The organism is Cupriavidus sp. PET2-C1, assembly GCF_054515855.1.
Genome location: NZ_CM137259.1, coordinates 2,661,687 through 2,685,499, shown reverse-complemented (window position 1 = coordinate 2,685,499; position 23,813 = coordinate 2,661,687). Strand labels below are relative to the sequence as shown.

At 65.0% G+C, this 23,813-nt stretch carries 22 protein-coding genes; 19 read left to right on the top strand and 3 right to left on the bottom strand.

The window, feature by feature from the left end; all coding sequences use genetic code 11:
* Window positions 1-63: 63 nt before the first annotated feature.
* Window positions 64-1,038, bottom strand: coding sequence for an NADPH:quinone oxidoreductase family protein (locus tag ACX12D_RS12130; protein WP_174423401.1), 975 nt, complete (start codon window positions 1,036-1,038; stop codon window positions 64-66).
* A 233-nt stretch (window positions 1,039-1,271) separates the two neighbouring features.
* Between ACX12D_RS12130 and surE the strand changes: the two genes are divergently transcribed.
* From surE to ACX12D_RS12105, 5 genes are read left to right on the top strand one after another with little or no spacing between them, the layout of a single operon-like run.
* Window positions 1,272-2,024 (top strand): 5'/3'-nucleotidase SurE, encoded by a 753-nt coding sequence (gene surE, locus ACX12D_RS12125; RefSeq protein WP_459371307.1) that lies wholly within the window; start codon window positions 1,272-1,274, stop codon window positions 2,022-2,024.
* A 28-nt stretch (window positions 2,025-2,052) separates the two neighbouring features.
* Window positions 2,053-2,949: a protein-L-isoaspartate(D-aspartate) O-methyltransferase gene (locus ACX12D_RS12120; protein WP_441640341.1), complete on the top strand. Its 897-nt coding sequence runs from the start codon at window positions 2,053-2,055 to the stop codon at window positions 2,947-2,949.
* An 8-nt stretch (window positions 2,950-2,957) separates the two neighbouring features.
* On the top strand, window positions 2,958-3,812 hold the full coding sequence (locus tag ACX12D_RS12115) for a peptidoglycan DD-metalloendopeptidase family protein (protein WP_459371306.1): 855 nt from the start codon (window positions 2,958-2,960) through the stop codon (window positions 3,810-3,812).
* Between the two features lie 6 nt (window positions 3,813-3,818).
* On the top strand, window positions 3,819-4,997 hold the full coding sequence (gene rpoS / locus ACX12D_RS12110; RefSeq protein ID WP_150992413.1) for an RNA polymerase sigma factor RpoS: 1,179 nt from the start codon (window positions 3,819-3,821) through the stop codon (window positions 4,995-4,997).
* On the top strand, window positions 4,994-5,842 hold the full coding sequence (locus ACX12D_RS12105) for a 3'-5' exonuclease (protein WP_174423309.1): 849 nt from the start codon (window positions 4,994-4,996) through the stop codon (window positions 5,840-5,842). The genes rpoS and ACX12D_RS12105 overlap by 4 nt, the downstream gene beginning before the upstream one ends.
* A 21-nt stretch (window positions 5,843-5,863) precedes the next feature.
* On the opposite strand, the gene ACX12D_RS12100 is transcribed toward ACX12D_RS12105, so the two are convergent.
* On the bottom strand, window positions 5,864-6,733 hold the full coding sequence (locus ACX12D_RS12100) for an endonuclease/exonuclease/phosphatase family protein (protein ID WP_441640344.1): 870 nt from the start codon (window positions 6,731-6,733) through the stop codon (window positions 5,864-5,866).
* A gap of 329 nt (window positions 6,734-7,062) precedes the next feature.
* Here ACX12D_RS12100 and rlmD point away from each other — a divergent pair, with 329 nt between their 5' ends.
* Complete coding sequence (rlmD, locus tag ACX12D_RS12095) at window positions 7,063-8,367, top strand: 23S rRNA (uracil(1939)-C(5))-methyltransferase RlmD (protein WP_459374007.1); 1,305 nt, start codon at window positions 7,063-7,065, stop codon at window positions 8,365-8,367.
* A gap of 104 nt (window positions 8,368-8,471) precedes the next feature.
* On the opposite strand, the gene ACX12D_RS12090 is transcribed toward rlmD, so the two are convergent.
* Window positions 8,472-9,173 carry a Bax inhibitor-1/YccA family protein gene (locus ACX12D_RS12090; RefSeq protein WP_006157746.1) on the bottom strand — a complete coding sequence of 234 codons (702 nt, stop codon included), beginning with the start codon at window positions 9,171-9,173 and terminating at the stop codon, window positions 8,472-8,474.
* A gap of 339 nt (window positions 9,174-9,512) precedes the next feature.
* Here ACX12D_RS12090 and ndk point away from each other — a divergent pair, with 339 nt between their 5' ends.
* The 13 genes from ndk to hflC all read left to right on the top strand — a co-directional run bounded on the left by ndk (window position 9,513) and on the right by hflC (window position 23,692).
* Window positions 9,513-9,938 carry a nucleoside-diphosphate kinase gene (ndk, locus tag ACX12D_RS12085; RefSeq protein WP_006157747.1) on the top strand — a complete coding sequence of 142 codons (426 nt, stop codon included), beginning with the start codon at window positions 9,513-9,515 and terminating at the stop codon, window positions 9,936-9,938.
* Window positions 9,939-9,991: 53 nt separating this feature from the next.
* The gene (gene rlmN, locus ACX12D_RS12080; RefSeq protein WP_006157748.1) at window positions 9,992-11,146 is read left to right on the top strand and encodes a dual-specificity RNA methyltransferase RlmN; all 1,155 of its coding nucleotides are present in this window, start codon (window positions 9,992-9,994) and stop codon (window positions 11,144-11,146) included.
* A complete protein-coding gene (gene pilW, locus ACX12D_RS12075; RefSeq protein WP_459371305.1) occupies window positions 11,143-11,922 on the top strand; it encodes a type IV pilus biogenesis/stability protein PilW in 780 nt (259 codons plus the stop codon). The genes rlmN and pilW overlap by 4 nt, the downstream gene beginning before the upstream one ends.
* A complete protein-coding gene (locus ACX12D_RS12070) occupies window positions 11,915-12,919 on the top strand; it encodes a RodZ domain-containing protein (RefSeq protein WP_459371304.1) in 1,005 nt (334 codons plus the stop codon). Before pilW ends, ACX12D_RS12070 begins: the two co-directional genes overlap by 8 nt.
* Window positions 12,920-12,969: 50 nt before the next feature.
* Window positions 12,970-14,262, top strand: coding sequence for a flavodoxin-dependent (E)-4-hydroxy-3-methylbut-2-enyl-diphosphate synthase (gene ispG, locus ACX12D_RS12065; protein ID WP_441640347.1), 1,293 nt, complete (start codon window positions 12,970-12,972; stop codon window positions 14,260-14,262).
* Between the two features lie 147 nt (window positions 14,263-14,409).
* The gene (gene hisS / locus ACX12D_RS12060) at window positions 14,410-15,690 is read left to right on the top strand and encodes a histidine--tRNA ligase (RefSeq protein ID WP_459374006.1); all 1,281 of its coding nucleotides are present in this window, start codon (window positions 14,410-14,412) and stop codon (window positions 15,688-15,690) included.
* An 85-nt stretch (window positions 15,691-15,775) separates the two neighbouring features.
* Complete coding sequence (locus ACX12D_RS12055; protein WP_441640348.1) at window positions 15,776-16,408, top strand: YfgM family protein; 633 nt, start codon at window positions 15,776-15,778, stop codon at window positions 16,406-16,408.
* Window positions 16,409-16,512: 104 nt separating this feature from the next.
* Entirely contained in the window at window positions 16,513-17,700 is a 1,188-nt protein-coding gene (bamB, locus tag ACX12D_RS12050; RefSeq protein WP_459371303.1) for an outer membrane protein assembly factor BamB, read from the top strand.
* 225 nt (window positions 17,701-17,925) lie between these two features.
* Window positions 17,926-19,269 carry a ribosome biogenesis GTPase Der gene (gene der / locus ACX12D_RS12045; protein ID WP_043347450.1) on the top strand — a complete coding sequence of 448 codons (1,344 nt, stop codon included), beginning with the start codon at window positions 17,926-17,928 and terminating at the stop codon, window positions 19,267-19,269.
* A 207-nt stretch (window positions 19,270-19,476) separates the two neighbouring features.
* The gene (gene hfq / locus ACX12D_RS12040) at window positions 19,477-19,716 is read left to right on the top strand and encodes an RNA chaperone Hfq (protein ID WP_006157757.1); all 240 of its coding nucleotides are present in this window, start codon (window positions 19,477-19,479) and stop codon (window positions 19,714-19,716) included.
* Window positions 19,717-20,013: 297 nt separating this feature from the next.
* A complete protein-coding gene (gene hflX / locus ACX12D_RS12035; protein ID WP_459371302.1) occupies window positions 20,014-21,261 on the top strand; it encodes a GTPase HflX in 1,248 nt (415 codons plus the stop codon).
* Between the two features lie 104 nt (window positions 21,262-21,365).
* Window positions 21,366-22,772 carry an FtsH protease activity modulator HflK gene (hflK, locus tag ACX12D_RS12030; protein ID WP_459371301.1) on the top strand — a complete coding sequence of 469 codons (1,407 nt, stop codon included), beginning with the start codon at window positions 21,366-21,368 and terminating at the stop codon, window positions 22,770-22,772.
* 11 nt (window positions 22,773-22,783) lie between these two features.
* Window positions 22,784-23,692: a protease modulator HflC gene (hflC, locus tag ACX12D_RS12025; RefSeq protein WP_441640352.1), complete on the top strand. Its 909-nt coding sequence runs from the start codon at window positions 22,784-22,786 to the stop codon at window positions 23,690-23,692.
* The last annotated feature ends 121 nt before the right edge of the window (window positions 23,693-23,813 follow it).

Here is a 23,813-nt window from a genome sequence, read left to right as displayed (position 1 = left end):
GCGCCTGGTGCTACGGCCCCAGGCGCTTTTTTTGCTCTTGCACGGCGCCAGAGGCGCGCCACCTCAGGGCACGATGACGATCTTGCCGGTGACCTTGCGGGCTTCCATGTCTTTCAGGGCTTGCGGCGCCTGCTCCAGCGGATAGCGCGCGGAGATATGCGGGCGGATCTTGCCTTCCTTCATCCAGCCCAGCATCTGTGCCATGTTGGCCTGGTTGGCCTTGGGTTCGCGCCGTGCAAAGTCACCCCAGAACACGCCCACCAGCGAGGCGCCCTTGAGCAGCGCCAGGTTCAGCGGGAGCTTGGGGATTTCGCCATTGGCGAAGCCCACCACCAGGTAGCGGCCGCGCCAGCCGATCGAGCGGAACGCCGGCTCGGCGTAGATGCCGCCCACCGGGTCATAGATGACGTCGGGGCCGCGGCCATCGGTCAGCGCCTTCACGCGTTCGCGCAGGTCTTCGGTGCTGTAGTTGATCAGCGCATCGGCGCCATGGTCCTTGCAGACCGCGAGCTTTTCGTCGGTGGAGGCGGCCGCGATCACGCGCGCGCCGATGGCCTTGCCGATTTCGATGGCGGCCAGGCCTACGCCGCCGGCAGCGCCGAGCACCAGCATGGTCTGGCCCGCCTTCAGCTCACCCCGGTCGATCACCGCATGGTGCGAGGTGCCGTAGGTGAGGGTGAATGCCGCGGCGGTCTCGAAGTCGATGCCCGGTGGCATCGGCACCACGGCGGCGGCGGGGGCCTTGGCCTGCGAGGCGAAGGCGCCGTTGCCCAGGTAGGCGATAACCTTGTCGCCGGGTTTGACGTGCGTCACGCCTTCGCCCACCGCGTTGACCACGCCGGCCAGTTCCGAGCCGGGCGAGAAGGGCAGCTGCGGCTTGGCCTGGTATTTGTTCTGGATGATGAGGACGTCGGGAAAATTCACGCCAGCCGCCTTCACGTCGATGACGACTTCGCCCGCGCCGGGCACGAGGTCAGGCAGGGTTTCGAGCACCAGCGAATCAGGCGGGCCCCAGGCTTTGCAAAGTACGGCTTTCATCATGTCTCCGGTGATATGTTCGATGCCCGGCAGAAGATGGCGCAAAAGGGTGCATGCGCGATGCACGCGTGGTCCATGCCAGTTGCGCCAGGCAGGCCCGGGCAAGTGTAGCGCAAAAATAGCACGGTCGTTCTGTTACAGGCTGGCGAGCCGCCCCTGGGTACGGGTTTTGCAGCAGGATTTGCGCTGCGGACAGGCCGCTTGCGGCAGCCTTGTCAGGTACAATCCCGGCCATGCATATCCTCCTCGCAAACGATGACGGTTACCTGGCGCCGGGGCTAGCCGCGCTACATGCCGCGCTGGCGCCGCTGGCGCGCATCACGGTCATTGCGCCTGAGCAGAACCACAGTGGTGCTTCCAACTCGCTGACCTTGCAGCGGCCACTGTCCATCTATGAAGCCCGGGAGGGCGTGCAGAAAGGGTTCCGCTTCGTCAACGGCACGCCGACCGATTGCGTGCATATCGCGCTGACTGGCCTGCTCGACGAAAAACCCGACCTAGTGGTGTCCGGCATCAACCAGGGCCAGAACATGGGCGAGGACGTACTGTATTCCGGCACCGTCGCCGCCGCCATCGAGGGCTTCCTGCTTGGCATTCCCTCGATCGCTTTTTCGCAGGTGGACAAGGGCTGGACCCATCTCGACGCCGCCGCGCGCGTGGCACGCGACATTGTCGAGCGCTATATCGCCAGGCCCTCGGCCGAGCCGTTCCTGCTCAACGTCAATATTCCCAGCCTGCCGTTCGAACACATCAAGGGCTACCGTGCCACCCGGCTCGGCAAGCGCCATCCGTCCCAGCCGGTAATCAAGCAGGTCAACCCGCGCGGCGATACCAACTATTGGATCGGCCCCGCCGGCGATGCGCGCGATGCGAGCGAGGGCACGGATTTCCATGCCACGGGCGAAGGCTTCGTGTCGCTGACCCCTTTGCAGCTGGACCTGACTCACCGCGGGCAGCTCGAGCAGATCAATCAGTGGCTGGCATAAGCCCTCGCCCGCGCAGTAGCCGGCCGTCATGAGTTCCGTCCCGCGTCGCCCAAAATTTCCCTTGTCGCTGGACGCGGTGGTCGAGCGCAAGCCCGCGCCGGCGCGTACCGCTGGCATGCCTGCCGTGGGCGGCGCGCGCGGCGCGGCGATGGCCGCCAAATCGCGTGCGGCCAAGGCGCCTGCTGCGCCCACCCCTGCAGCGAGCGCCGTGCAGGCGCGCGCCAGTGCCGCTACGGCGGGCGGTGGCGGCATGGCCTCGGAGCGCGCGCGTGGCGCGCTGGCGGCGCGGCTGCGCGCGGCCGGCATCCGCGACGACCGCGTGCTCGACGCGATTGCCACCATCCCGCGCCACCTGTTTGTCGAGCCCGGCCTGTCGTCGCAGGCGTATGAAGATGCGGCGTTGCCGATCGGCCACCAGCAGACCATCTCCAAGCCGTCGGTGGTGGCTCGCATGATCGAGCTGTTGCGCGATGGCCTCGGCGCGGATGAGCCGCTGGAGCGTGTGCTGGAAATCGGCACCGGCTGCGGTTATCAGGCGGCCGTGCTGAGCCTGGTGGCGCGCGAAGTGTTCTCCATCGAACGTATTCGTCCGCTGCACGAACAAGCCAAGGCGAACTTGCGGCCGCTGCGGGTGCCAAACCTGCGCTTGCATTATGGTGATGGCATGTTGGGTTTACCCCAGGCGGCGCCGTTTTCGTCGATTATCCTGGCGGCGGCCGGCATGGAGGTGCCTCAGGCGTTGCTGGAGCAGCTTGCCATTGGCGGGCGGCTGATCGCGCCCGTGGCGGTGCCTCCCTCCGCCGGCGGGGCCGGGCAGACCGTCACACAGCAATTATTGTTGATCGAGCGGCGTAACCGGCATCGCTTTCACCGGACCGCGCTTGAAGCCGTTTTCTTTGTGCCATTAAAATCGGGCACTATCTGAGTCGAACTATGCACAATATCGTGAACACGGAACGTTTCGCCCGCGCCGGGCAGCTCGCTACCGCCTCCCTGCTGCTGGCCTTGCTGGCCGCCTGCGCCTCATCGCCCATGCCGGCGCCCGTGGTGGACCGCACCTCGGGAGCCGGCGTCGCCGGTGTCGTCCCGCTGGAACCCGCGCCGCCTGGGTACTATCGCGTCAAGCGAGGCGATACGCTTTATCGAATTGCGCTCGAGAACGGCCAGTCCTATCGCGATGTCGCGGCCTGGAATTCTCTGGCCAATGCCAACCAGATCGAAGTGGGGCAATTGTTGCGCGTGGCGCCTCCAGGCGCCGACGTCAACGCGGGCACCGGCGTAGCCACCATGCCGGTGGCGCCAGGCGGCGTGCAGGGCCAGCCGATCGACCAGGCGCGTCCTGTGCCTACGCCGGTTCCGTCGGCAACCACTGCTGGCGGGGCTGCTGCGCCCGTGGCGGCGGCCTCCGCGCCAGCCGCCGATGGCTCGGTCAAGCTGGCATGGCCGGTCACCGGCCAACTGATCGGGCGATTCGACGAAAAAGGCAACAAGGGCATTGATATCGCCGGCAAAAAGGGCGATCCGGTGCAAGCGGCCGACGATGGCCGCGTGATTCACGTTGGCCCCTTGCGCGGCTACGGGAATCTTGTCATCATCAAACACAACGATACATATCTCACTGCGTACGGCCACAATGACAAGGTGCTGGTGACGGAGCAGGCAACGGTCCGCAAGGGACAAAAGATTGCAGAGATGGGCAACAGTGACACCGATCGTGTGAAGCTGCATTTCGAGGTACGCAAGAACGGGAAACCAGTCGATCCGATGCGGTATCTGCCGCCACAGTGAGGGTTCATGCCACGCCAGAAAACTGTCTCCACCGGAAGCACCAGCCGCGCTCGGCGTCCCAAGCAGCCGGAGTTGCAGCAGTCCACTGGCGTGGCGCAAGCCGATGCCGATGCAGATTCCGAGGCCTACGGCCAGGACCCGGCCGCCGACCTGGTGCCGCTTACCGATGAGCCCATCACCACGGGCACGGCGGTAGGCCTGCGCGAGGCCGACCTGATGGTCGAGGAAGTCGAGCGCCAGGCCCGCGACGAGGACGAAGAAGAGTCCGAGGACGAAGAAGAGGGCGAGGCGGCAGCCGAGCCGGCCGCGCCCGATCATGACGACTTCCGCACCGTGCTGCACACCGAACTGGCAGCCGACACCGTCCAGCATTACCTGAATCGCATCAGCATCAAGCCGCTTTTGTCCGCGCCGGAGGAACTGCATTTTTCCACCCTGGCCAAGGGCGGGGATTTCTCGGCGCGGCAGGTCATGATCGAGCGCAACCTGCGGCTGGTGGTCAGCATCGCCAAGGGCTACCTCAATCGCGGCGTGCCGCTGCTGGACCTGATCGAGGAAGGCAATCTCGGCCTGATGCACGCCATCGAGAAATTCGATCCTTCCCGCGGATTCCGTTTCTCGACCTACGCCACATGGTGGATCCGCCAGAGCATCGAGCGCGCCATCATGAACCAGGCGCGCACCGTACGCCTGCCGGTCCACGTCATCCGCGAGCTCAACCAGGTGCTGCGCGCCAAGCGCCATCTGGAGAAGGGCGGCACCGACGGCCGCGATGCCAGCCTGGAAGACATTGCCCACCTGCTGGGCAAGACCCCTGACGAAATACAAGACGTGCTCGCGCTCAACGAGCACACCACCTCGCTCGACACGCCATTCGATCTCGATCCCGGATCCAGCCTGCTTGATTTCCTCTCGGACGAGCACAATGCCGCGCCCGACCAGGAAGTCGCTCACCGCGAGCTGGAAAACCTGATGAAACAATGGTTGGCGCGTTTGTCCGAAAAGCACCGCTATGTTGTCGAGCGCCGCTTCGGGCTTAATCACATCGAGCCGGCCACGCTGGAAGAACTTGCCGAGGAAATGGGGCTGACGCGCGAGCGTGTGCGCCAGATCCAGCAAGAGGCGCTGGTCAAGCTCAAACGCCATTTTGCTTCGCAAGGCGTGCGCAAGGACGCTGTTCTATGACACCTGTGCTGGTATTCGACATCGAGACGATTCCCGATGTCGATGGTTTGCGTCGTCTGCACGACCATCCCGACTCCATGACCGATGCCGAGGTCGCCGAACATGCTTTCGCGGCCCGCCGCGAGAAAAACGGCACCGATTTCCTGCCACACTACCTGCAGCGCATCGCGGCCATTTCCTGCGTGCTGCGCCGTAACCAGCGCGACGGCACACCGGTTTTCCACGTGGGCTCGCTTGGCACGCTGGAAGACGGCGAGGCGGTGCTGATCCAGAAGTTCTATGACCTGGTGGCGCGCTATTCGCCCCAGATGGTGTCGTGGAACGGCGGCGGCTTCGACCTGCCCGTGCTGCACTACCGCGGGCTGGTGCATGGCATCGTGGCGCCGCGCTACTGGGAAATGGGCGAAGGCAGCGAGTCCGACAGCCGCGAATTCAAGTGGAACAACTACATCAGTCGTTACCACATGCGGCACCTGGACCTGATGGACCTGCTGGCGATGTACCAGCCGCGTGCCAGCGCACCGCTGGACGATCTCGCCAAGCTGTGCGGCTTTCCCGGCAAGATGGGCATGGACGGCAGCAAGGTCTGGCAGGCCTACCAGGACGGCCAGTTGCCCGCGATCCGCGATTACTGCGAAACCGATGTCGTCAATACCTACCTGGTGTACTGCCGCTTCCAGTTGATGCGCGGCGGCCTGACGCCGAAGCAGTTCGATACCGAGATCGAATTCGTGCAGGAGTCGCTCGCCGAGTTGCCGGGTTCGCAGTGGATCCAGTACCTCCAGTCTTTCCGCATCAAGCCGGTGTATGCCGGCGGCGATGACGACGAAGAGCCGGAAATCTAAGCGCCCCTCCGTGACAGGCCCTTATTCGTCCGCCAGCGACAAGTAGATCGGCTGGTGGTCGGATGCCCGCGTCTCGCCGTCCACCTCGCAGCACAGCACGCGCGACAGCAGGTCCTCTGTCAGGAATGCGAAGTCACAGGCAAACGGCGCCTGCGGCCATTGCTCCCTGTCATACAAGGCGCAAGTTGGCGCATGGGGCTTGCCGGGGTGGGTATGCGTCCAGGCGTCGTGCCAGCCGATGATGCCGGTTTCGTGGCAACCGTCGTATGGCGCCAACATGCGCAGGTAAGCGATATCGTCCGGCGCGCCGTTGAAATCGCCGCACAGCACGGCGGAAGCGGGCCGCGCTTCGGGTGTAAACGGGCCGGAGCCCGTCTCGCGCAGGCCGGGTTGGCTGGCGTGCTCGCAGGCCTCGCGGTGCCAGGCGCGCAGCGCGTCGGTCTGGGCCGCGCGCTGATGTGTCGAGTAATACTCCAGGTGGGTGCAGATCACACGCAGGCGACGTTCTCCCGTCATTACCGTCGCTTCCAGCGCCACACGCGGCATCGACGGGACGGTTGGATCGGTGGGCCAGGGCAGGGCATGGCGAAACACTTCGAGCAAGGGCAGGCGGGTGGCGATGAGGTTGCCGAACTGGCGTGGCGCGCCGTCCACTGTGAAACGGTCCACCGCAGGGGCGTAGAGGATCCGATAGCCGGGCAACAGCGCCGCCAGTTCGGCTACCTGGTCGGGCCCAGGCGCGCCTGCGAGGTCGGAATAGCCGCGCGTCACCTCCTGCAGGCAGAGTACATCGGCGTCGGCGATCGCGTGCAGCGTCCTGACGGTGCGGGCCAGGTCGACGCGCCCGTCGGCGCCACGACCCCACTGGATATTCCAGGAAATCAGTTCCATGTCGCCCCCTGCTCGGTTTGCGCGGCGCGCGGTGCCGGTGTTCTGTGCCGGGAGTGCCTCGCGCGTGCTGCACCCATGTTGCGCCTATCTCGCGCGCTTGTCCCGGTCTTCATGCCACCGGGCTTGCCGCAAGGCCGCCCGGCTGTGCGTCTGGACTACAATCGCGCTTTCACAAAACAATACGTCAGGTTCCCCAGGTGTCTCAAGCCGTGACTCTTACGCAAGCCCATTCTGCGCCAGAAGGTGGCGCTTTCGCCTCCCCGGCCGTGCCCGCACCGGTCAAGCCTGTGCCCGTGCAGCTGCCCGTCGTGCAGATCCACAGCCTCGACATGGAGGCGCGCGGCGTTGGCCGGCTGGTCAATGAGGATGGCAGCCCGGGCAAGGTGATTTTTGTCGAGGGCGCGCTGCCGGGCGAGACCGTCAGCTACAGCAGCTTCAAGCGCAAGGCCAGCTTCGAGCAGGCCAACCTGGGCATGATCAAGAAGGCCTCATCGATGCGGGTGAAGCCGGGCTGCGAGTATTTTGGCGTTTGCGGCGGTTGTTCGATGCAGCACCTGGACGCCCGCGCGCAGGTGGCCATCAAGCAACGCGTGCTGGAAGACGATCTCTGGCACTTGTCGAAGCTGCGCCCGGACGTGGTGTTCCGCCCGATCGCCGGCCCGGACTGGGGCTACCGCTACCGGGCGCGCCTGACGGTGCGCTACGTGGCAAAGAAAGGCTTGGCGCTGGTCGGCTTCCATGAGCGCAAGAGCAGCTATGTGGCTGATATGGCGAGCTGCAAGGTTCTGCCGCCGCACGTATCGGCCCTGCTGGTGCCGCTGCGGGGGCTGATCACGGGTTTGTCGATCCGCGACCGCCTGCCGCAGGTGGAACTGGCGGTGGGGCAGGACGTGACGGTGCTGGTGCTGCGCATCCTGATGCCGCTGACCGAGGCCGACGAGGCGTTGCTGCGCGCCTTCGCCGACCAGCACGGCGTGCAGTTCTGGCTTCAGCCCAAGGGCCCGGACACGGTGGTGCCGTTCTATCCGCTGGACCGCGAACTGGCCTACACGCTGCCGGAATTCAATATCCGCATGCCGTTCAAGCCGACCGACTTTACCCAGGTCAACCACCAGATCAACCGCGCGCTGATCGGCCGGGCGCTGCGCTTGCTGGATGCCCAGCCGGATGACCGGCTGCTCGACCTGTTCTGCGGCATTGGCAATTTCACGCTGCCGCTGGCCACGCGCGGCCGCTCGGTGATGGGCATCGAAGGCAGCGAGGTCCTGACCACCCGGGCACTGGCCAATGCGGTCATCAACGGGCTGGACCACAAAACCGAATTCGCCTGCAGGAACCTCTTCGAGGTGGGTGCAGAAGACATCGCCGCGCTGGGCCGTTTCGACCGCTGGCTGATCGATCCGCCGCGCGAAGGTGCGCTGGCGGTCAGCAAGGCGCTGGGTGAACTGGCTCAGGCTGGCAGCGACGTGCTGCCCAAGCGCATCGTCTACGTCTCGTGCAACCCGGCCACGCTGGCGCGCGACGCCGGCTTGCTGGTGCACGAGGCCGGCTACCGGCTTTCCGGTGCTGGCGTGGTCAACATGTTCCCGCACACCTCGCACGTGGAATCGATTGCGGTGTTCGACCGCGGCTGAGCGGCTGAGGCGGCGGGCGCGGCCTTGCGGCCGCAGCTAAGAAAAAAGGCCAGCGCGGGTGCGCTGGCCTTTTGGTCTGGGGCAGGGCGGCCGGGCCGCCCGCCTTAGTCGCGGTTGCCGCCGAAAATGCCCAGCAGCGCCAGCAGGTTGGCGAAGACGTTGTACACGTCCAGGTAGATCGCCAGCGTTGCCGTGATGTAGTTGGTCTCGCCGCCGTTCAGCACGCGCTGCACGTCAAAGAGGATGTAGGCGGAGAAGATGCCGATGGCGATCACCGAAACCGTGATCATCAGCGACGGCAGTTGCAGCCAGATGTTGGCGACGCTGGCCAGGATCAGCAGGATCACGCCGACGAACAGGAATTTGCTCAGCCCGGAGAAATCGCGCTTGCTGACGGTGGCGATGGTGGCCATGGCTCCGAACACCGCCGCTGTGCCGCCAAAGGCATACATGATCAGTGCAGGGCCATTGGAGAACTGCAGCACCGACCCGATCAGGCGCGACAGCATCAGCCCCATGAAGAAGGTGAAGGCCAGCAGCAGGACCACGCCCATGCTGCTGTTCTTGGTTTTCTCGATGGCATAGAAGAAGCCGAACGCGATGCCCAGGAACAGGATCATCGACAGGCCGGGGCTGCCTTTCATCAGGCTGAAGCCCGTGGTGACGCCGATCCACGCACCGATGACGGTGGGAATCATCGAAATGGCAAGCAACCAGTAGGTGTTGCGCATGACCCGATTGCGCACCACGACGTCGCTCGTCGCGGTGCCGCTGCCGAAACTGTATGTGTTCAGCTTGTTATCCATGGTGACTCCTGTCTCAAAACGGTGAGGCGCCGGGGTAACCCAGGCGGGCACAACGCCAATGTGGCATCGCAGTAACGGAATTGCAAGGGTTGAGGGAACGTATCAGCCACATTTTCGCAAAATCCGCGCTGCCAGTGGTGATTTGATCGCAACCGGCCTCCCGCGTTCCCTGCGCGTGGCAAGTCGTTTAAAGTGATCTTTGAGTGGCTTTAGGGTGTGTGCCGTGCCTTGGTTGGCTCCCGGGAACCTGCGGCCATGGGGCATCTCGAAACCATAACCGTCTCGTGCTAGAATTGCACGTTTACTTGACTTGTAACCCCTTCATTTTTTGGAGTTTTTATGGCGATCGAACGCACCCTGTCGATTATCAAGCCGGATGCCGTGGCAAAGAATGTCATCGGCCAGATTTACGCTCGTTTCGAGGCCGCAGGCCTGAAGATCGTGGCTGCCAAGATGGTTCACCTGTCGCGCGGTGAAGCCGAGCAATTCTACGCAGTGCACGCTGCCCGCCCGTTCTTCAAGGACCTGGTGGACTTCATGGTTTCCGGCCCGGTCATCATCCAGGCCCTGGAAGGCGAGAACGCCATCGCCAAGCATCGCGACCTGATGGGCGCAACCGACCCGAAGAAGGCAGAAGCCGGCACGATTCGCGCCGATTTCGCTGACAGCATCGACGCCAATGCCGTTCACGGCTCGGACGCAGCAGAAACCGCTGCCGTCGAAATCGCTTTCTTCTTCCCCGGCATGAACGTTTACAGCCGCTGATTGTCTCGTCTATTCCACAAGACTAGACTGCCATAGAAGTTGATACTGCCGTCATGAACACTCTCGTCAACCTGCTCGATCTGGATGCGGACGCGCTTACCGCCTATTGCGGAGAGCTCGGCGAGAAGCCGTTTCGTGCGCGGCAGTTGCAGCGCTGGATTCACCAGTTCGGCGCCAGCCGTTTCGATGCCATGTCGGATCTCGCCAAGTCGCTGCGCGAAAAGCTCGCCACGCGCGCCGAGATCCGCTCGCCTGCCGTCATCACCGACAACCTGTCGGCCGACGGCACGCGCAAGTGGCTGCTGGACGTTGGCGCCGGCGATGCGGTGGAGACGGTGTACATCCCTGAGGAGACGCGCGGCACGCTGTGCGTGTCTTCGCAGGCGGGGTGCGCCGTCAATTGCCGGTTCTGCTCGACCGGCAAGCAAGGCTTCTCGCGTAACCTGTCCACTGGCGAGATCATCGGCCAGCTGTGGATGGCCGAGTTTGCCATGCGTGCCCAACTGGGCCGTGGCGCCAAGGACGACCGCGTCATCTCCAACGTGGTGATGATGGGCATGGGCGAGCCGCTGCTCAACTATGACCAGGTTGTGCCGGCCATGCGCCTGATGCTGGACGACCATGCCTACGGGCTGTCGCGCCGGCGCGTGACGCTGTCCACCTCCGGCGTGGTGCCGATGATGGACCGGCTGGCCAAGGATTTGCCCGTGGCGCTGGCGGTATCGCTGCACGCGTCCAACGATCCGTTGCGCGACATGCTGGTGCCGCTCAACAAGAAGTACCCGCTCGCCGAGCTGATGGCGGCTTGCCGCCGTTACCTGGAATTCGCCCCGCGCGATTTCATCACTTTCGAATACTGCATGCTGGATGGCGTCAATGACGGCGTCGAGCATGCCCGGGAACTGCTGAAGCTTGTGGCCGATGTGCCCTGCAAGTTCAACCTGATCCCGTTCAACCCCTTCCCGGAGTCGGGCCTCAAGCGCTCAAACAACGAGCAGATCCGCCGCTTCGCCCAGGTCCTGATGGACGCCGGCATCGTCACCACCATCCGCAAGACGCGCGGCGACGATATCGATGCCGCTTGCGGCCAGCTCGCGGGCGAGGTCAAGGACCGTACCCGCCTGGCCCAGCGCGGCAAGTTCGGCAAGATCACGCCGATTGTGGCGGCGCCCGCGGCCGGCCAGCCGCAAGAGGCCCGGCCTGCATGACCCGTCTGATAGTTGCGGTCCTGATGGGGCTGGTGCTGCTGTCCGCGTGCCAGTTGCCGCCGCCGGCCAAGCCCGAGTTGCCGACCGCATCCGACCAGACCGAGCTGAGCCGGCGGGCCACTATCCGTCTCCAGTTGGCTACCAGCTACCTTGAAGCCGGACAGTACACCGTCGCGCTGGACGAGGCCAAGCAGGCCATCGCCATCGACCCGACGCTGGTCGACGCGTACCATATCCGCGCGTTGGTCTACATGAACATGAACGAGCGCGTGCTGGCGGAAGAGAGCTTCCGTAGCGCGCTGGCCATGCGCGCCGATGACGGCGACGTGCTGAACAACTACGGCTGGTTCCTGTGCGTGAACGGGCGCTATGCCGAGGCCGTGCCCTACCTGGAGCGCGCGGTCAACGCGCCTTCGGCAAGCGGGCCCGGCAAGGCACTGACCAGCCTTGGCGCCTGCCAGCTGCGCAATGGCAACAGCGAGGCAGCCGAGAAGAGCTTGTTCGGCGCCTTGCGCTACGATCGCAACAATCCGGTAGCCAACAACAACCTGGCGCTGCTGTATTACCAGCGCGGGGACTACCAGCGTGCCCAGCAGTATGTCGGCCGCATCAACAGCAGCAATTTCGTCAGCGCGCAATCCCTCTGGCTGGGTGCGCGCATTGCCCGCCGTCAGGGTGATGTAGCGGCGCAGAATGCCCTGGTGGCACAGCTGCGCAGCCGTTTCCCCGATTCGCGTGAGTTGACCGCATACGAACAAGGAGCATGGGATGAGTGAGCACGAGCGCGCCGAAGGCCAGACTGCAGCGACGGGTCATGCGGGGGGTACCCCTGCGGATGCCGGGCGCGAGGCGGTGGCGCGCGAGATCGGCGAACGCCTGGCGCAAGCGCGCAAGGATCAGCGTTTCTCGCTGGAAGATGTTAGTGCGCGGCTGAAGGTCGCCTCGCACAAGCTGGCCGCCATCGAGCAGGGCGACGTCGCGGCACTGCCCGACGTGACCTTTGCCAAGGGTGTGATGCGCGCCTACGCACGCATGCTCCAGATCGACATCGACGCTTTGCTTGCGCGTTTCCACGCGCAGGCTGTGCCGGTAGTGGAAATCGGCATGCGCCGCGAAGGTGGCCTGAATGAGAGCTTCGACGACCGTAACCGCTTTGGCTCCGGCGGCTCCGGCGGCCGGTGGATCTGGCTGGCCCTGGTGGTCGCCGTGATCGGTGGCGGGGTGCTGTTCGGGCTGGACCACTTCAAGCAATGGATCGAGGCGCGCAAGGACACGCTTACGGCACCCCCGGCGGCCGAAGCCACGGTGCAAGGCAGCGAGCCCGGTACCGTCACGGCCGCACTGCCGCCGGTGATGGCCGCGTCCGATGCCCCCGCGCCGTCCGAGTCGCTGCCCGCCAGCGGCCCGGCGGCGGTGGCGCCAGCGCTTTCGGCGGCACCCGCACCTTCGGCAGCACCCGCTCCGGCCGCCGTGGCCGCCGTCTCCGCGGTCGCTGCTTCAGCGGCAGTGCCTGCCCCCGCAGCGGCAGACGGGGCCGCCGAGCTGCGCATCCGTTTTGCATCGGATACCTGGTACGAGATCCGCGACCGTAGCGGCAAGGTTGTGCTCGGCGGGACTGCGCGCGCGGGCCAGGATCTCAGCGGCGGCGGTACGCCACCGTACAAAATCGTGATCGGCAACGTCAAGGGCGTCGAGTCGCTGACGCGCAACGGCGCGCCGGTCGACCTGAAGGCGGCCAACCGCAATAACGTGGCGCGCCTGACGCTGCCCTGAACATCGTTTCTCCAGCCATGCGCAACGCCGCATTGCAAGGTGGTAATGCTATGAACCAAAAGGCTTGTATGCCGGTGCTGCCCGGCCCGCTGCCCCGCCGCAAAACGCGCCAGGCGCGCGTGGTGTGGGGCGACAACGTGGTCACGATCGGTGGCGACGCTCCCGTGCGCGTGCAGTCGATGACGAACACCGACACGGTGGACGCCATCGGCACCGCGATCCAGGTCAAGGAGCTGGCGCGTGCCGGTTCCGAAATCGTGCGCATCACGGTCAACACGCCGGAAGCCGCGGCTGCGGTGCCCGCCCTGCGCGAGCAGCTGGACCGCATGGGCGTGAACGTGCCGCTGGTGGGCGACTTCCACTACAACGGCCACACGCTGCTGCGCGATTATCCCGACTGCGCCCAGGCGTTGTCGAAGTACCGCATCAACCCCGGCAACGTGGGGCAGGGCGCCAAGCGCGATACGCAATTCGCGCAGATGATCGAGATGGCCTGCCGCTACGACAAGCCGGTGCGCATCGGCGTGAACTGGGGCAGCCTGGACCAGTCGCTGCTGGCGCGCATCATGGACGAGAACGCCCAGCGTGCCGAGCCGTGGCCGGCGCAGAACGTGATGGTCGAGGCATTGATCACCTCCGCGATCGAGTCGGCGAAGAAGGCCGAGGAAATCGGGCTTTCGGGTGATCAGATCATCCTGTCGTGCAAGGTCTCGCAGGTGCAGGAACTGATCGCTGTGTATCGCGAGCTGACCAAGCGCTGCGACTACGCATTGCACCTCGGGCTGACCGAGGCGGGCATGGGCAGCAAAGGGATCGTGGCCTCCACCGCCGCGCTGTCGGTGCTGCTGCAGGAAGGCATTGGCGACACCATCCGCATTTCGCTGACGCCGGAACCCGGCGCTGCGCGCGAGAAGGAAGTCTACGTGGGGCAGGAGATCCTGCAGACCATGGGCCTGCGCAACTTCACCCCGATGGTGATTGCCTGCCCGGGCTGTGGCCGTACCACCAGCACCACCTTTCAGGAGCTGGCGTCCAGCATCCAGAGCTATCTGCGCGAGCAGATGCCGACCTGGAAGACCGCCTACCCTGGCGTGGAAGAAATGGATGTGGCGGTGATGGGCTGCATCGTGAACGGGCCGGGCGAAAGCAAGCATGCCAATATCGGCATCTCGCTGCCGGGCTCGGGCGAATCGCCGGCAGCGCCGGTGTTTGTTGATGGCGTGAAGGTCAAGACGCTGCGCGGCGATCGCATCGCCGAGGAATTCCAGGCGATCGTGGACGATTATGTGCGCACCCACTACGGCAACAAGGCCGGGAGCGCCGGCAATGAGGTGGCAGCCTGAGCCGTTGCGGCCAGGCGCTACAGGGAAAGACAAGACACAATGAACCAACCCGTGAATCCGGCGGCCGCCAGCGATGGCGCCAAGGCTGCCGACAGCAAGGCAGAGAGCAAGAGCAAGGCGGTGAAAGCACTGCAGGGCGTCAAGGGCATGAACGACATGCTGCCCGCCGACGCACCGCTGTGGGAGCATTTCGAGAACGCCTCGCGCGCGATGCTGCGTGCCTACGGCTACCAGCAGGTCCGCACACCCATCGTTGAGCACACGCAGCTGTTCGTGCGCGGCATCGGCGAAGTCACCGACATCGTCGAGAAGGAAATGTATTCCTTCACCGATGCGCTCAACGGCGAGCAGCTGACGCTGCGCCCCGAGGGCACGGCGGCCGCGGTGCGGGCCACCATCGAGCACAACCTGCTGTACGACGGCCCCAAGCGCCTGTGGTACACCGGTCCGATGTTCCGCCACGAGCGTCCCCAGCGCGGGCGCTATCGCCAGTTCCACCAGCTCGGCGCCGAGGCCCTCGGCTTTGCCGGCCCGGACGTGGATGCCGAGATCATCATGATGTGCCAGCGCCTGTGGGATGACCTGGGCCTGGTCGGCGTGCGCCTCGAACTCAATTCGCTGGGCCAGGCCGAAGAGCGCGCCGCGCACCGCGAAGAACTGATCAAATACCTGGAAGGCTTCCAGGACATTCTTGACGAAGACAGCAAGCGCCGCCTGTACACCAACCCGCTGCGCGTGCTGGATACCAAGAATCCCGCGCTGCAGGAAATGGCAAGCAACGCGCCCAAGCTGATCGATTTCCTGGGCGAGGAGTCGCTTGCCCACTTCGACGGCGTGCAGCGCCTGCTCAAGGCCAACAACATCCCGTTCAAGATCAATCCGCGCCTGGTGCGCGGGCTGGACTACTACAACCTGACGGTGTTCGAGTGGATCACCGACAAGCTCGGCGCGCAGGGCACCATCGCCGGCGGCGGCCGCTACGATCCGCTGATCGCGCAGATGGGCGGCAAGGCGGCACCGGCTTGTGGCTGGGCGATGGGCATCGAGCGCATCATTGAGCTGCTGCGCGAGGAAAAGCTCGTGCCGCAGGCGGAAGGCGCCGATGTGTACCTCGTCCACCAGGGCGAAGCGGCTGGCCAGCAGGCCATGATCATCGCCGAGCGCCTGCGCGATGCCGGCCTCGACGTGCTGCTGCATGCCACGCCCGACGGCAAGAGCGGCAGCTTCAAGTCGCAGATGAAGCGCGCCGACGGTAGCGGTGCGGCCTATGCCGTTATCATTGGCGAGGATGAGGTGGTGGCGGGCACGGCACAGGTCAAGGACCTGCGCCAGGGCGCCCAGGCCGAAGGCGGCGGCGCGCAGGTGACGGTGGAGGCTGAAAAGCTGGTCGACCACATCATCGACGCCATGGTTGGCGCCAGCGAGTAAGCCTGCAGGTCAGCAGGCGGCATCGGAACCAGGGACCGCAAGAGCGCGGTCCTTCATACAAACAAACGCGGGTGGATCCCTCGACATGGCTTACGATCTAGAAGAACAGGAACAGCTTGAGAGCCTCAAGGCCTGGTGGCGCCAGTACGGCAACACCGTGACCTGGGCCTTGATCGCCGGCTTGCTGGCCTTCGCTGCCTGGAGCGGCTGGAACTACTGGCAGCGCAAGCAGGCCGGGGAAGCGGCGCTGCTGTACGAGCAGGTGGTCAAGGCGGCCGAGAGCCGCGATGTCGAGCGGATCAAGCGCGCCGCCGGCGACCTTGAGGAAAAGTTCGGCAAGACCGCCTACGGCCCCATGACCGCGCTGGTATCGGCCAAGGTGCTGTACGATGCAGGCGACCTGGCTGGTACGAAGGCCCAGTTGCAATGGGCGATCGACCATGGCGATGGCGAGTATGCTCACCTCGCGCGCGTGCGCCTGGCTGGCGTGCTGCTTGACGAGAAGGCCTACGACCAGGGCCTGGCACTGCTCAAGGACGAGCCGCCGGCACCGTTCGTGGCGCTGTATGCGGACCGCCGGGGCGATCTGCTGGCTGCCCAGGACAAGCGCCCGGAAGCCCGCTCGGCCTACCAGAAGGCGCTCGACAAGCTGAGCGCCAACGATGCAGCCATGCGCCAGATCATTCAGTTCAAGCTTGACGCGCTGGGCACCGCCTGAAGGCGGTTGGCCCGGCTCGCCGACAGGCCCGCGGGATTCGCATGCCATGCATGCCCCGCTTGCCCGCACCCTTGCGCCTCAACTTAAATCAGGATCGGAACCTCATGAAGTCATTGTTTTCCGGCACGGCCCAGAACCAGCAACACGGCAAATCTGTCCGCGGCCTGGTGGTGGCCGCCGCTTGTGCGGCCAGCGTCGCCAGCCTGGGCGGCTGCTCGCTGTTCAGCAAGGCTGACAAGCGCACGCCGGTCGAACTCAAGCCGATCACCCAGACGCTGTCGGTGCGCCAGGCCTGGAAGGCCAGCGTCGGCAAGAGCGGCCCGTACTCGCTGCAGCCCGCCGTCTCCGGCGGCACCGTCTATGCATCTGCCAATGGCGGCAAGGTGCTGGCGCTCGATGGCGTCACGGGACGCACCTTGTGGGAGGCCAAGACCGACATCGACCTGACCTCCGGCCCCGGCAGCGACGGCACCGTCACGGCCGTGGCGGGCGAGAAGGGCGCGGTCTTCGCCTTTGACGCCAGCGGCAAGCAGATCTGGAAGAAGCAGGTCAATGGGGAGGTTCTCTCGGCGCCGCTGGTCGGCAACGGCCTGGTGGTCGTGCGCACGACCGATACGCGGGTGCTTGGCCTGGATGCGCAGACCGGCGAGCGCCGCTGGATCTACCAGCGCTCGCAGACCGCCCTCAATCTGCGTGCCTCGATGGGCATGGTGTTTGCCGGCGACGGCATTGTGATGGGCTTCCCCGGCGGCAAGCTGGGTGTGCTGTCTCCGGGCAACGGCGTGCTGCGCTGGGAGAGCACGGTTTCCTATCCGAAGGGCGTGTCCGAGATCGAACGGCTTAACGATGTGACGGGCCAGCCCATGGTCAGTGGCCGCCAGGTCTGCGCGACCACGTTCCAGGGCCGGATCGCCTGCCTTGAGCTGACCAATGGCCAGCCGCAGTGGGGCAAGGATTTCTCTTCGCCGACCGGCCCCGCGCAGGATGACACTTCGCTGTACGCCGGGGACGAGCGCTCCGTGGTCCATGCGTTTGACCGCCAGAACGGCACTGAACGCTGGAAGAACGATCAACTGCTGTACCGCCGTCTCGGCACGCCGCTGGCGGTGGGACGTTCGGTGGTGGCGGGCGATTACGAAGGCTATGTACACTTCTTGTCGCGCGAGGACGGCCAGTTCGTGGCACGCCTGAAAACCGATGGCAGCGAGATTACCGCTGCGCCGGTGGTGGCGGGCCCGTCGCTGGTGGTACAGACACGCGACGGCAACCTCTACGGCTTCGTGCCGGACTGAGGCGGTCGACATTCATGGCGACTGTCCGTGCACCTGTCGGCACGGGCGGCGCCAATCCGGTAGCGCGGCCCTTCTGGCTGTGCAGGTGAACGAGGTCGGGTTGCAACGCAAGCCTGATCACCCGACAGGAAAAGTGGCCAGGCGCGCGACGCCCGGCCGTCGGACCCATATCACTCCGGAGTTCCTGGGGGGCGGCATCTGCCGGCCCCCATTTCCGTTTATTGCATGAAACCAGTTATCGCTCTGGTCGGCCGTCCCAATGTGGGCAAGTCGACGCTATTCAACCGCATGACCCGATCGCGCGACGCGCTTGTCGCCGATCTGCCCGGGCTCACGCGCGATCGCCACTATGGCGAAGGCCGCATCGGTGAACGTCCGTTCATCGCCATCGACACCGGCGGCTTCGAGCCGGTGGCCAAGGAAGGCATCGTTGCCGAGATGGCCAAGCAGACCCGCCAGGCGGTGGTCGAGGCCGACGTGGTGATCTTCCTCGTCGACGGCCGCCTCGGGCTGGCGCCCCAGGACCGGGTGATCGCCGATTACCTGCGCAAGACCGGGCGCCGCGTCATGCTGGCCGTGAACAAGGCCGAGGGCATGAAGTACACGACCGTGGTGTCGGAGTTCTACGAGCTTGGCATGGGCGACCCCTATGCCATTTCGTCGACCCACGGCGATGGCGTGCGCGAGCTGGTCGACGAGGCGTTGGAACTGGCGGTGAAAGAGCGCCCGGAACTCGCCGAGGAAGACGAGGGCGCCCAGCGCGGCGTCAAGATCGCGATCGTGGGCCGGCCGAACGTGGGCAAGTCCACGCTGGTCAACACCCTGATCGGCGAAGAACGCGTGATCGCGTTCGACATGCCCGGCACCACGCGGGATGCCATCTATGTGGAGTTCGAGCGCGGCGGCAAGCCCTATACGCTGATCGACACGGCCGGCCTGCGCAAGCGCGGCAAGGTGTTCGAGGCCATCGAGAAGTTCTCGGTGGTCAAGACGCTGCAATCGATCGCCGATGCGAACGTCGTGGTGCTGCTGCTCGACGCGCAGCAGGACGTGTCGGAGCAGGATGCGCACATCGCCGGCTTCATCGTGGAATCCGGGCGCGCGCTGGTGGTTGGCGTCAACAAGTGGGACGGCCTCGACGGCCATAGCCGCGACCGTATCAAGCACGATCTGGAGCGCAAGCTGCAGTTCCTGGACTTCGCCAACTTCCACTTTGTGTCGGCGCAGCAGCGCACGGGCATCAGCGCGCTGCTGCGCTCGGTGGACGACGCGTATGCCGCGGCCATGGTCAAGCTGCCCACGCCGCAGCTCACTCGGATCCTGCAGGAAGCGGTCGAGTTCCAGCAGCCGCGGCGTGTCGGCGCGACGCGGCCCAAGCTGCGCTATGCGCACCAGGGCGGGTCCAATCCGCCCATCATCATCGTGCACGGCAATTCGCTTTCGGGCATCGCCGACACCTATCGGCGCTATCTCGAAAACCGTTTCCGCTCGGCTTTCAAACTGAAGGGCACACCGCTTCGCATCGAATTTAGAACGAACAAAAACCCATATGCAGACTCGAAGGATTGAGTCAGTCGACGGGAGCCCGGGCGGGCAAGTTTCGTTTGCGTTCGTTTGGAACTGAGGCTAAATTCACGGTAGCAGGGGGTTCCCTGCGAGGCGATGCTAGCTTGGTACCGTTTTGATCTTTTTTTGGCGCGGTTTGCGCCGTTTGACTTGAATCGGGGATTACCGTCCCCATCATCTATCACTAAATCTATAAATTTGGAGTGTGCCATGAGCAACAAAGGGCAATTGCTACAAGACCCGTTCCTGAACGCGCTGCGCAAAGAGCACGTACCGGTTTCCATCTACCTCGTCAATGGCATCAAGCTGCAAGGCAATATCGAGTCGTTCGACCAGTACGTCGTCCTGTTGCGCAACACCGTGACGCAGATGGTCTACAAGCATGCGATTTCCACCGTCGTACCGGCCCGCGCCGTGAATTTCCGCGTGGACGAAACGGCTGAAGGCTGATCATTCGCGGATAGCACCGCAGTTTTCCGGCAGGCCAGTCGTACCACGGCACGGCCGCCAGTTGCCGGTGTCGCGCAGGGGCCAGATGCTCCGGCGCGACACCAAAAGACGCCAGCCCATCCTGGCTGCAAAGTGGCCACGGACACGGACATGCTTCACCCTGGTGCATTCCGCCACGGACAGCGTCCCCGCTTCAAGCGTCTTCCCCCGGCCAGGGCTCTTGCCTAACGGCGCAAGCCGCTGCCATCCAGTAGCCTCCAACCCGTTTTCCTTTCTCGCGTTTCGCGATCCTCCCGTTTGCAATCTAGAGCCACTTCCAATTCCGAGTCTTCCCGCGCCATCCTCGTTGGTGTCGATTTCGGCAAGCATGATTTCCAGGAAAGCCTGAGCGAGCTGGCGTTGCTGACGTCGACCGCGGGGTCCACGCCGGTGCACACGCTGACCGGGCGCAGGTCCCGTCCCGACCCGGCGCTGTTCATCGGTTCCGGCAAGGCGGAGGAACTGAAGGAGGCCGCCGATGCACTCGATGCCGACGTGGTGGTATTCAACCACTCGCTCAGCCCTGCCCAGCAACGCAATCTCGAGCGCTTCCTGCAGCGTCATGTCATCGACCGAACGGGGCTGATCCTGGACATCTTCGGCCAGCGGGCGCAGAGCCACGTCGGCAAGGTGCAGGTCGAGCTTGCCCAGGTCCAGTACCAGGCCTCGCGGCTGGTCCGCGCCTGGAGCCACCTGGAGCGGCAGAAGGGGGGCATTGGCATGCGTGGCGGCCCGGGCGAGCGCCAGCTCGAGCTCGACCGCCGCCTGCTGGACGAGCGCGCCAAGCGGCTGAAGGCTGACCTGACGCGACTGCAGCGCCAGCACAGCACCCAGCGGCGCGCGCGCGCGCGCAACGACACCCTGAGCATCTCGCTGGTCGGCTATACCAACGCAGGCAAGTCGACGTTGTTCAACGGCCTCACCAAGGCCAGGGCCTACGCCGCGGACCAGCTGTTCGCCACGCTGGATACCACTTCGCGCCGGCTGTACCTGGAAGGCGTGGGCAACGTGGTGCTGTCGGATACCGTGGGATTCATCCGCGACCTGCCGACCCAGCTGGTGGCCGCGTTCCGCGCCACGCTGGAGGAGACCGTGCACGCGGACCTGCTGCTGCATGTGGTCGATGCTTCCAGCCCGGTGCGCCACGAGCAGGTCGAGCAGGTCAACCGTGTGCTGGCCGAAATCAATGCCGACGACATCCCGCAGATCGTGGTGATGAACAAGATCGACGCGTCGCCGGAACTGCTCGAGCTGGGCCCCCGCGTGGAGCGCAACGAAGAGGGTGTGCCGACCCGCGTGTTCGTCAGTGCGCGCGACGGCATTGGCCTGGATACCTTGCGCGAGGCGCTGGTGGAAGTGGCGCGCTGGCTGGCCGAGCGCCCGCCAGAGCGTCCCCCGCTGGATCCGCGCCTTGCCGATGCGCAGCCTTACCCGGATGACGATTTCGACAGCGATTTTGACGGCGATGACACCCGGGTGGATCCGGAAGAACCCGACACGCAGTGAGCCAGTTCGACGGAAATCGCAGCCAGATTGCCCCAAATGGGTAAAAGTGGCGTCGATGACTGTTAGAATCCCCCTGTTCCAACTATCCCGGACCCGTGCACTTCATGCCCCTGTTTCCCCGGAATTCTGAATCGAGCCATGCCTTTGGCAGCCGCGCAGGTGGCCGCAACGGCGGCCATGCACCGTCGCGAACGGCCTGGCAGCGTTTGCGCGCGATCCTGTCTTTGAACGATCCCCGTTGGGGTAGGGGCGGCCCGGATGACGAAGACAAAGACAAGGACAAGGATAGCCGCGACAACAATCGCCAGCAAAACCAGCGTCCGCCCCAGGATGGCCCGCCCGACCTCGACGAGCTCTGGCGCGATTTCAACCGTCGCCTGAACGGCCTGCTTGGCCGCAAGGAAAACGGTGGTGGCGGCAACCAGGGCTTCGGCGGCGGTGCGCGCACGCCGGGCAAGGGCTCGGGGATCGGCGCCGGCGTGGTGGTGATCGCAGCGGTCGGCATCTGGCTGGCCAGCGGTTTCTTCATGGTGCAGGAAGGCCAGACCGCCGTTATCCTCCAGTTCGGCAAGTTCAAGTACACCACGGGCCCGGGTATCAACTGGCGCCTGCCGTACCCGATCCAGTCCGCCGAAATCGTCAACCTGTCGGGCGTGCGCTCGGTTGAGGTGGGCCGTTCCACCTCGATCAAGGACAGCAACCTGAAGGACGCGTCGATGCTGACGCAGGACGAGAACATCATCGACGTCCGCTTCACGGTGCAGTACGACATCCAGGACGCGAGCGAATTCCTGTTCTACAACAAGACCGACCGTGGTGGCGACGAAGAACTGGTGACCCAGGCTGCCGAGACCTCGGTGCGCGAGATCGTCGGGCGCAACAAGATGGACGCGGTGCTCTACGAGAACCGTGAACAGATTGCCCAGAACCTGGCCAAGTCGATCCAGTCGATCCTGACCGCGTACAAGACCGGCATCCGCGTGATTTCCGTCAACGTCCAGAGCGTGCAGCCGCCCGAGCAGGTCCAGGCCGCCTTTGACGATGTCAACAAGGCCAGCCAGGACCGCGAACGCGCCATCAGCGAAGGCCAGGCCTACGCCAATGACGTGATTCCGCGCGCCAAGGGTACCGCCGCGCGCCTGAACGAAGAAGCCGAAGCCTACAAGGCGCGAGTGACCGCCCAGGCCGAAGGCGATGCCTCGCGTTTCCGCCAGGTCCAGGCCGAGTATGCCAAGGCCCCGCAGGTGACGCGTGATCGCATCTATATCGAGACCATGCAGCAGATCTATACCAATTCGACCAAGGTGCTGGTGGATTCACGCCAGGGCAACAATCTCCTCTACCTGCCGCTGGACAAGCTGATGTCGCAATCGGCGGTGGATGCGCGCGCGCCGGCTTCCGGTGCCGCGCAGGCCCCTGCCGCGGGCAGCGGCACGTCTCCCGCGCCCGATGCCAGCGGCGATAACCGGTCGCGCGAGCTGTTGCGCAACCGTGACCGCGATTCGCGCTGAGGAGACCCGACATGAACCGACTGATTTCCGTAGTAATCGGCCTCTTCATCGTGCTGGCGATCGGCTCCTCGATGGTATTCGTGGTGGACCAGCGTCAGTACGCCGTGGTGTTCGCCTTTGGCCAGATCAAGCAGGTGGTGAACGAGCCGGGCCTGCACTTCAAGTTGCCGCCGCCGCTGCAGAACGTGATTTTCATGGATCGCCGCCTGCTGACGATCGACGTGGCCGCTTCGGAGCGCTTCCTGACGGCCGAGAAGAAGAGCATGGTGGTGGACTGGTTCGTCAAGTGGCGCATCACCGATCCGCGCAAGTTCTACGTGGCCTTCAACGGCAACATCCGCGGCGCGCAGGACCGCATGACCCAGCGTATCGACTCCGTCGCCCGCGAGGAATTCGGCAAGCGCACGGTGGCGGAGCTGGTGGCCGGCGAGCGCGAGAAGGTGATGCAGAATATCCGCTCCGCGATGGCCGACTATGCGCAGTCCGTGGGCGTCGAGATCATCGACGTGCGCCTCAAGCGTGTCGACCTGCTGCCCGCGATCAGCGAATCGGTGTACCGCCGCATGGAAGCCGAGCGCAAGCGCGTGGCCAATGAGCTGCGCTCCACCGGCGCGGCCGAGGGCGAGAAGATCCGCGCCGATGCCGATCGTCAGCGTGAAGTCGTGCTGGCCGAGGCCTACCGCGATGCGCAGAAGATCAAGGGCGAGGGCGATGCCCGCGCTTCGCAGATCTACGCCGAATCGTTTGGCCGGGATCCCCAGTTCGCGCAGTTCTGGCGCAGCATGGAGGCTTACCGCAATACGTTTCGCGACAAGCGCGACGTGCTGGTGCTGGAGCCCAATTCCGACTTCTTCCGCTATATGCGGTCGTCGGGCGGCGCAGCGGCGCCGGCGGCAGCGCCTCCGGCGAGCCGTCGCTAAGCTAGGCGGTTCCGTCCGCCAGGCGCTTCGACAAAACCCCGGCTTGCCGGGGTTTTGTCCGGCTGGAGGGGTGGCCAGCGAGGCTCCCGAGGGGCGTCGCTGCCGTCTCATCCGCCATGCC

Excerpts from the sequence above, each read along its gene's own strand:
- ACX12D_RS12090 (WP_006157746.1), bottom strand. The coding sequence starts at position 9,173 with ATGGATAACAAGCTGAACACATACAGTTTCGGCAGCGGCACCGCGACG.
- ACX12D_RS12070 (WP_459371304.1), top strand. The coding sequence starts at position 11,915 with ATGAGTGAGCACGAGCGCGCCGAAGGCCAGACTGCAGCGACGGGTCAT.
- der (WP_043347450.1), top strand. The coding sequence starts at position 17,926 with ATGAAACCAGTTATCGCTCTGGTCGGCCGTCCCAATGTGGGCAAGTCG.
- rlmN (WP_006157748.1), top strand. The coding sequence starts at position 9,992 with ATGAACACTCTCGTCAACCTGCTCGATCTGGATGCGGACGCGCTTACC.
- ACX12D_RS12100 (WP_441640344.1), bottom strand. The coding sequence starts at position 6,733 with ATGGAACTGATTTCCTGGAATATCCAGTGGGGTCGTGGCGCCGACGGG.
- hflK (WP_459371301.1), top strand. The coding sequence starts at position 21,366 with ATGCCCCTGTTTCCCCGGAATTCTGAATCGAGCCATGCCTTTGGCAGC.
- rpoS (WP_150992413.1), top strand. The coding sequence starts at position 3,819 with ATGCCACGCCAGAAAACTGTCTCCACCGGAAGCACCAGCCGCGCTCGG.
- surE (WP_459371307.1), top strand. The coding sequence starts at position 1,272 with ATGCATATCCTCCTCGCAAACGATGACGGTTACCTGGCGCCGGGGCTA.
- ndk (WP_006157747.1), top strand. The coding sequence starts at position 9,513 with ATGGCGATCGAACGCACCCTGTCGATTATCAAGCCGGATGCCGTGGCA.
- bamB (WP_459371303.1), top strand. The coding sequence starts at position 16,513 with ATGAAGTCATTGTTTTCCGGCACGGCCCAGAACCAGCAACACGGCAAA.
- ispG (WP_441640347.1), top strand. The coding sequence starts at position 12,970 with ATGAACCAAAAGGCTTGTATGCCGGTGCTGCCCGGCCCGCTGCCCCGC.
- pilW (WP_459371305.1), top strand. The coding sequence starts at position 11,143 with ATGACCCGTCTGATAGTTGCGGTCCTGATGGGGCTGGTGCTGCTGTCC.
- hflC (WP_441640352.1), top strand. The coding sequence starts at position 22,784 with ATGAACCGACTGATTTCCGTAGTAATCGGCCTCTTCATCGTGCTGGCG.
- hfq (WP_006157757.1), top strand. The coding sequence starts at position 19,477 with ATGAGCAACAAAGGGCAATTGCTACAAGACCCGTTCCTGAACGCGCTG.
- ACX12D_RS12115 (WP_459371306.1), top strand. The coding sequence starts at position 2,958 with ATGCACAATATCGTGAACACGGAACGTTTCGCCCGCGCCGGGCAGCTC.
- ACX12D_RS12055 (WP_441640348.1), top strand. The coding sequence starts at position 15,776 with ATGGCTTACGATCTAGAAGAACAGGAACAGCTTGAGAGCCTCAAGGCC.
- ACX12D_RS12105 (WP_174423309.1), top strand. The coding sequence starts at position 4,994 with ATGACACCTGTGCTGGTATTCGACATCGAGACGATTCCCGATGTCGAT.
- hisS (WP_459374006.1), top strand. The coding sequence starts at position 14,410 with ATGAACGACATGCTGCCCGCCGACGCACCGCTGTGGGAGCATTTCGAG.
- ACX12D_RS12130 (WP_174423401.1), bottom strand. The coding sequence starts at position 1,038 with ATGAAAGCCGTACTTTGCAAAGCCTGGGGCCCGCCTGATTCGCTGGTG.
- rlmD (WP_459374007.1), top strand. The coding sequence starts at position 7,063 with ATGGAGGCGCGCGGCGTTGGCCGGCTGGTCAATGAGGATGGCAGCCCG.
- ACX12D_RS12120 (WP_441640341.1), top strand. The coding sequence starts at position 2,053 with ATGAGTTCCGTCCCGCGTCGCCCAAAATTTCCCTTGTCGCTGGACGCG.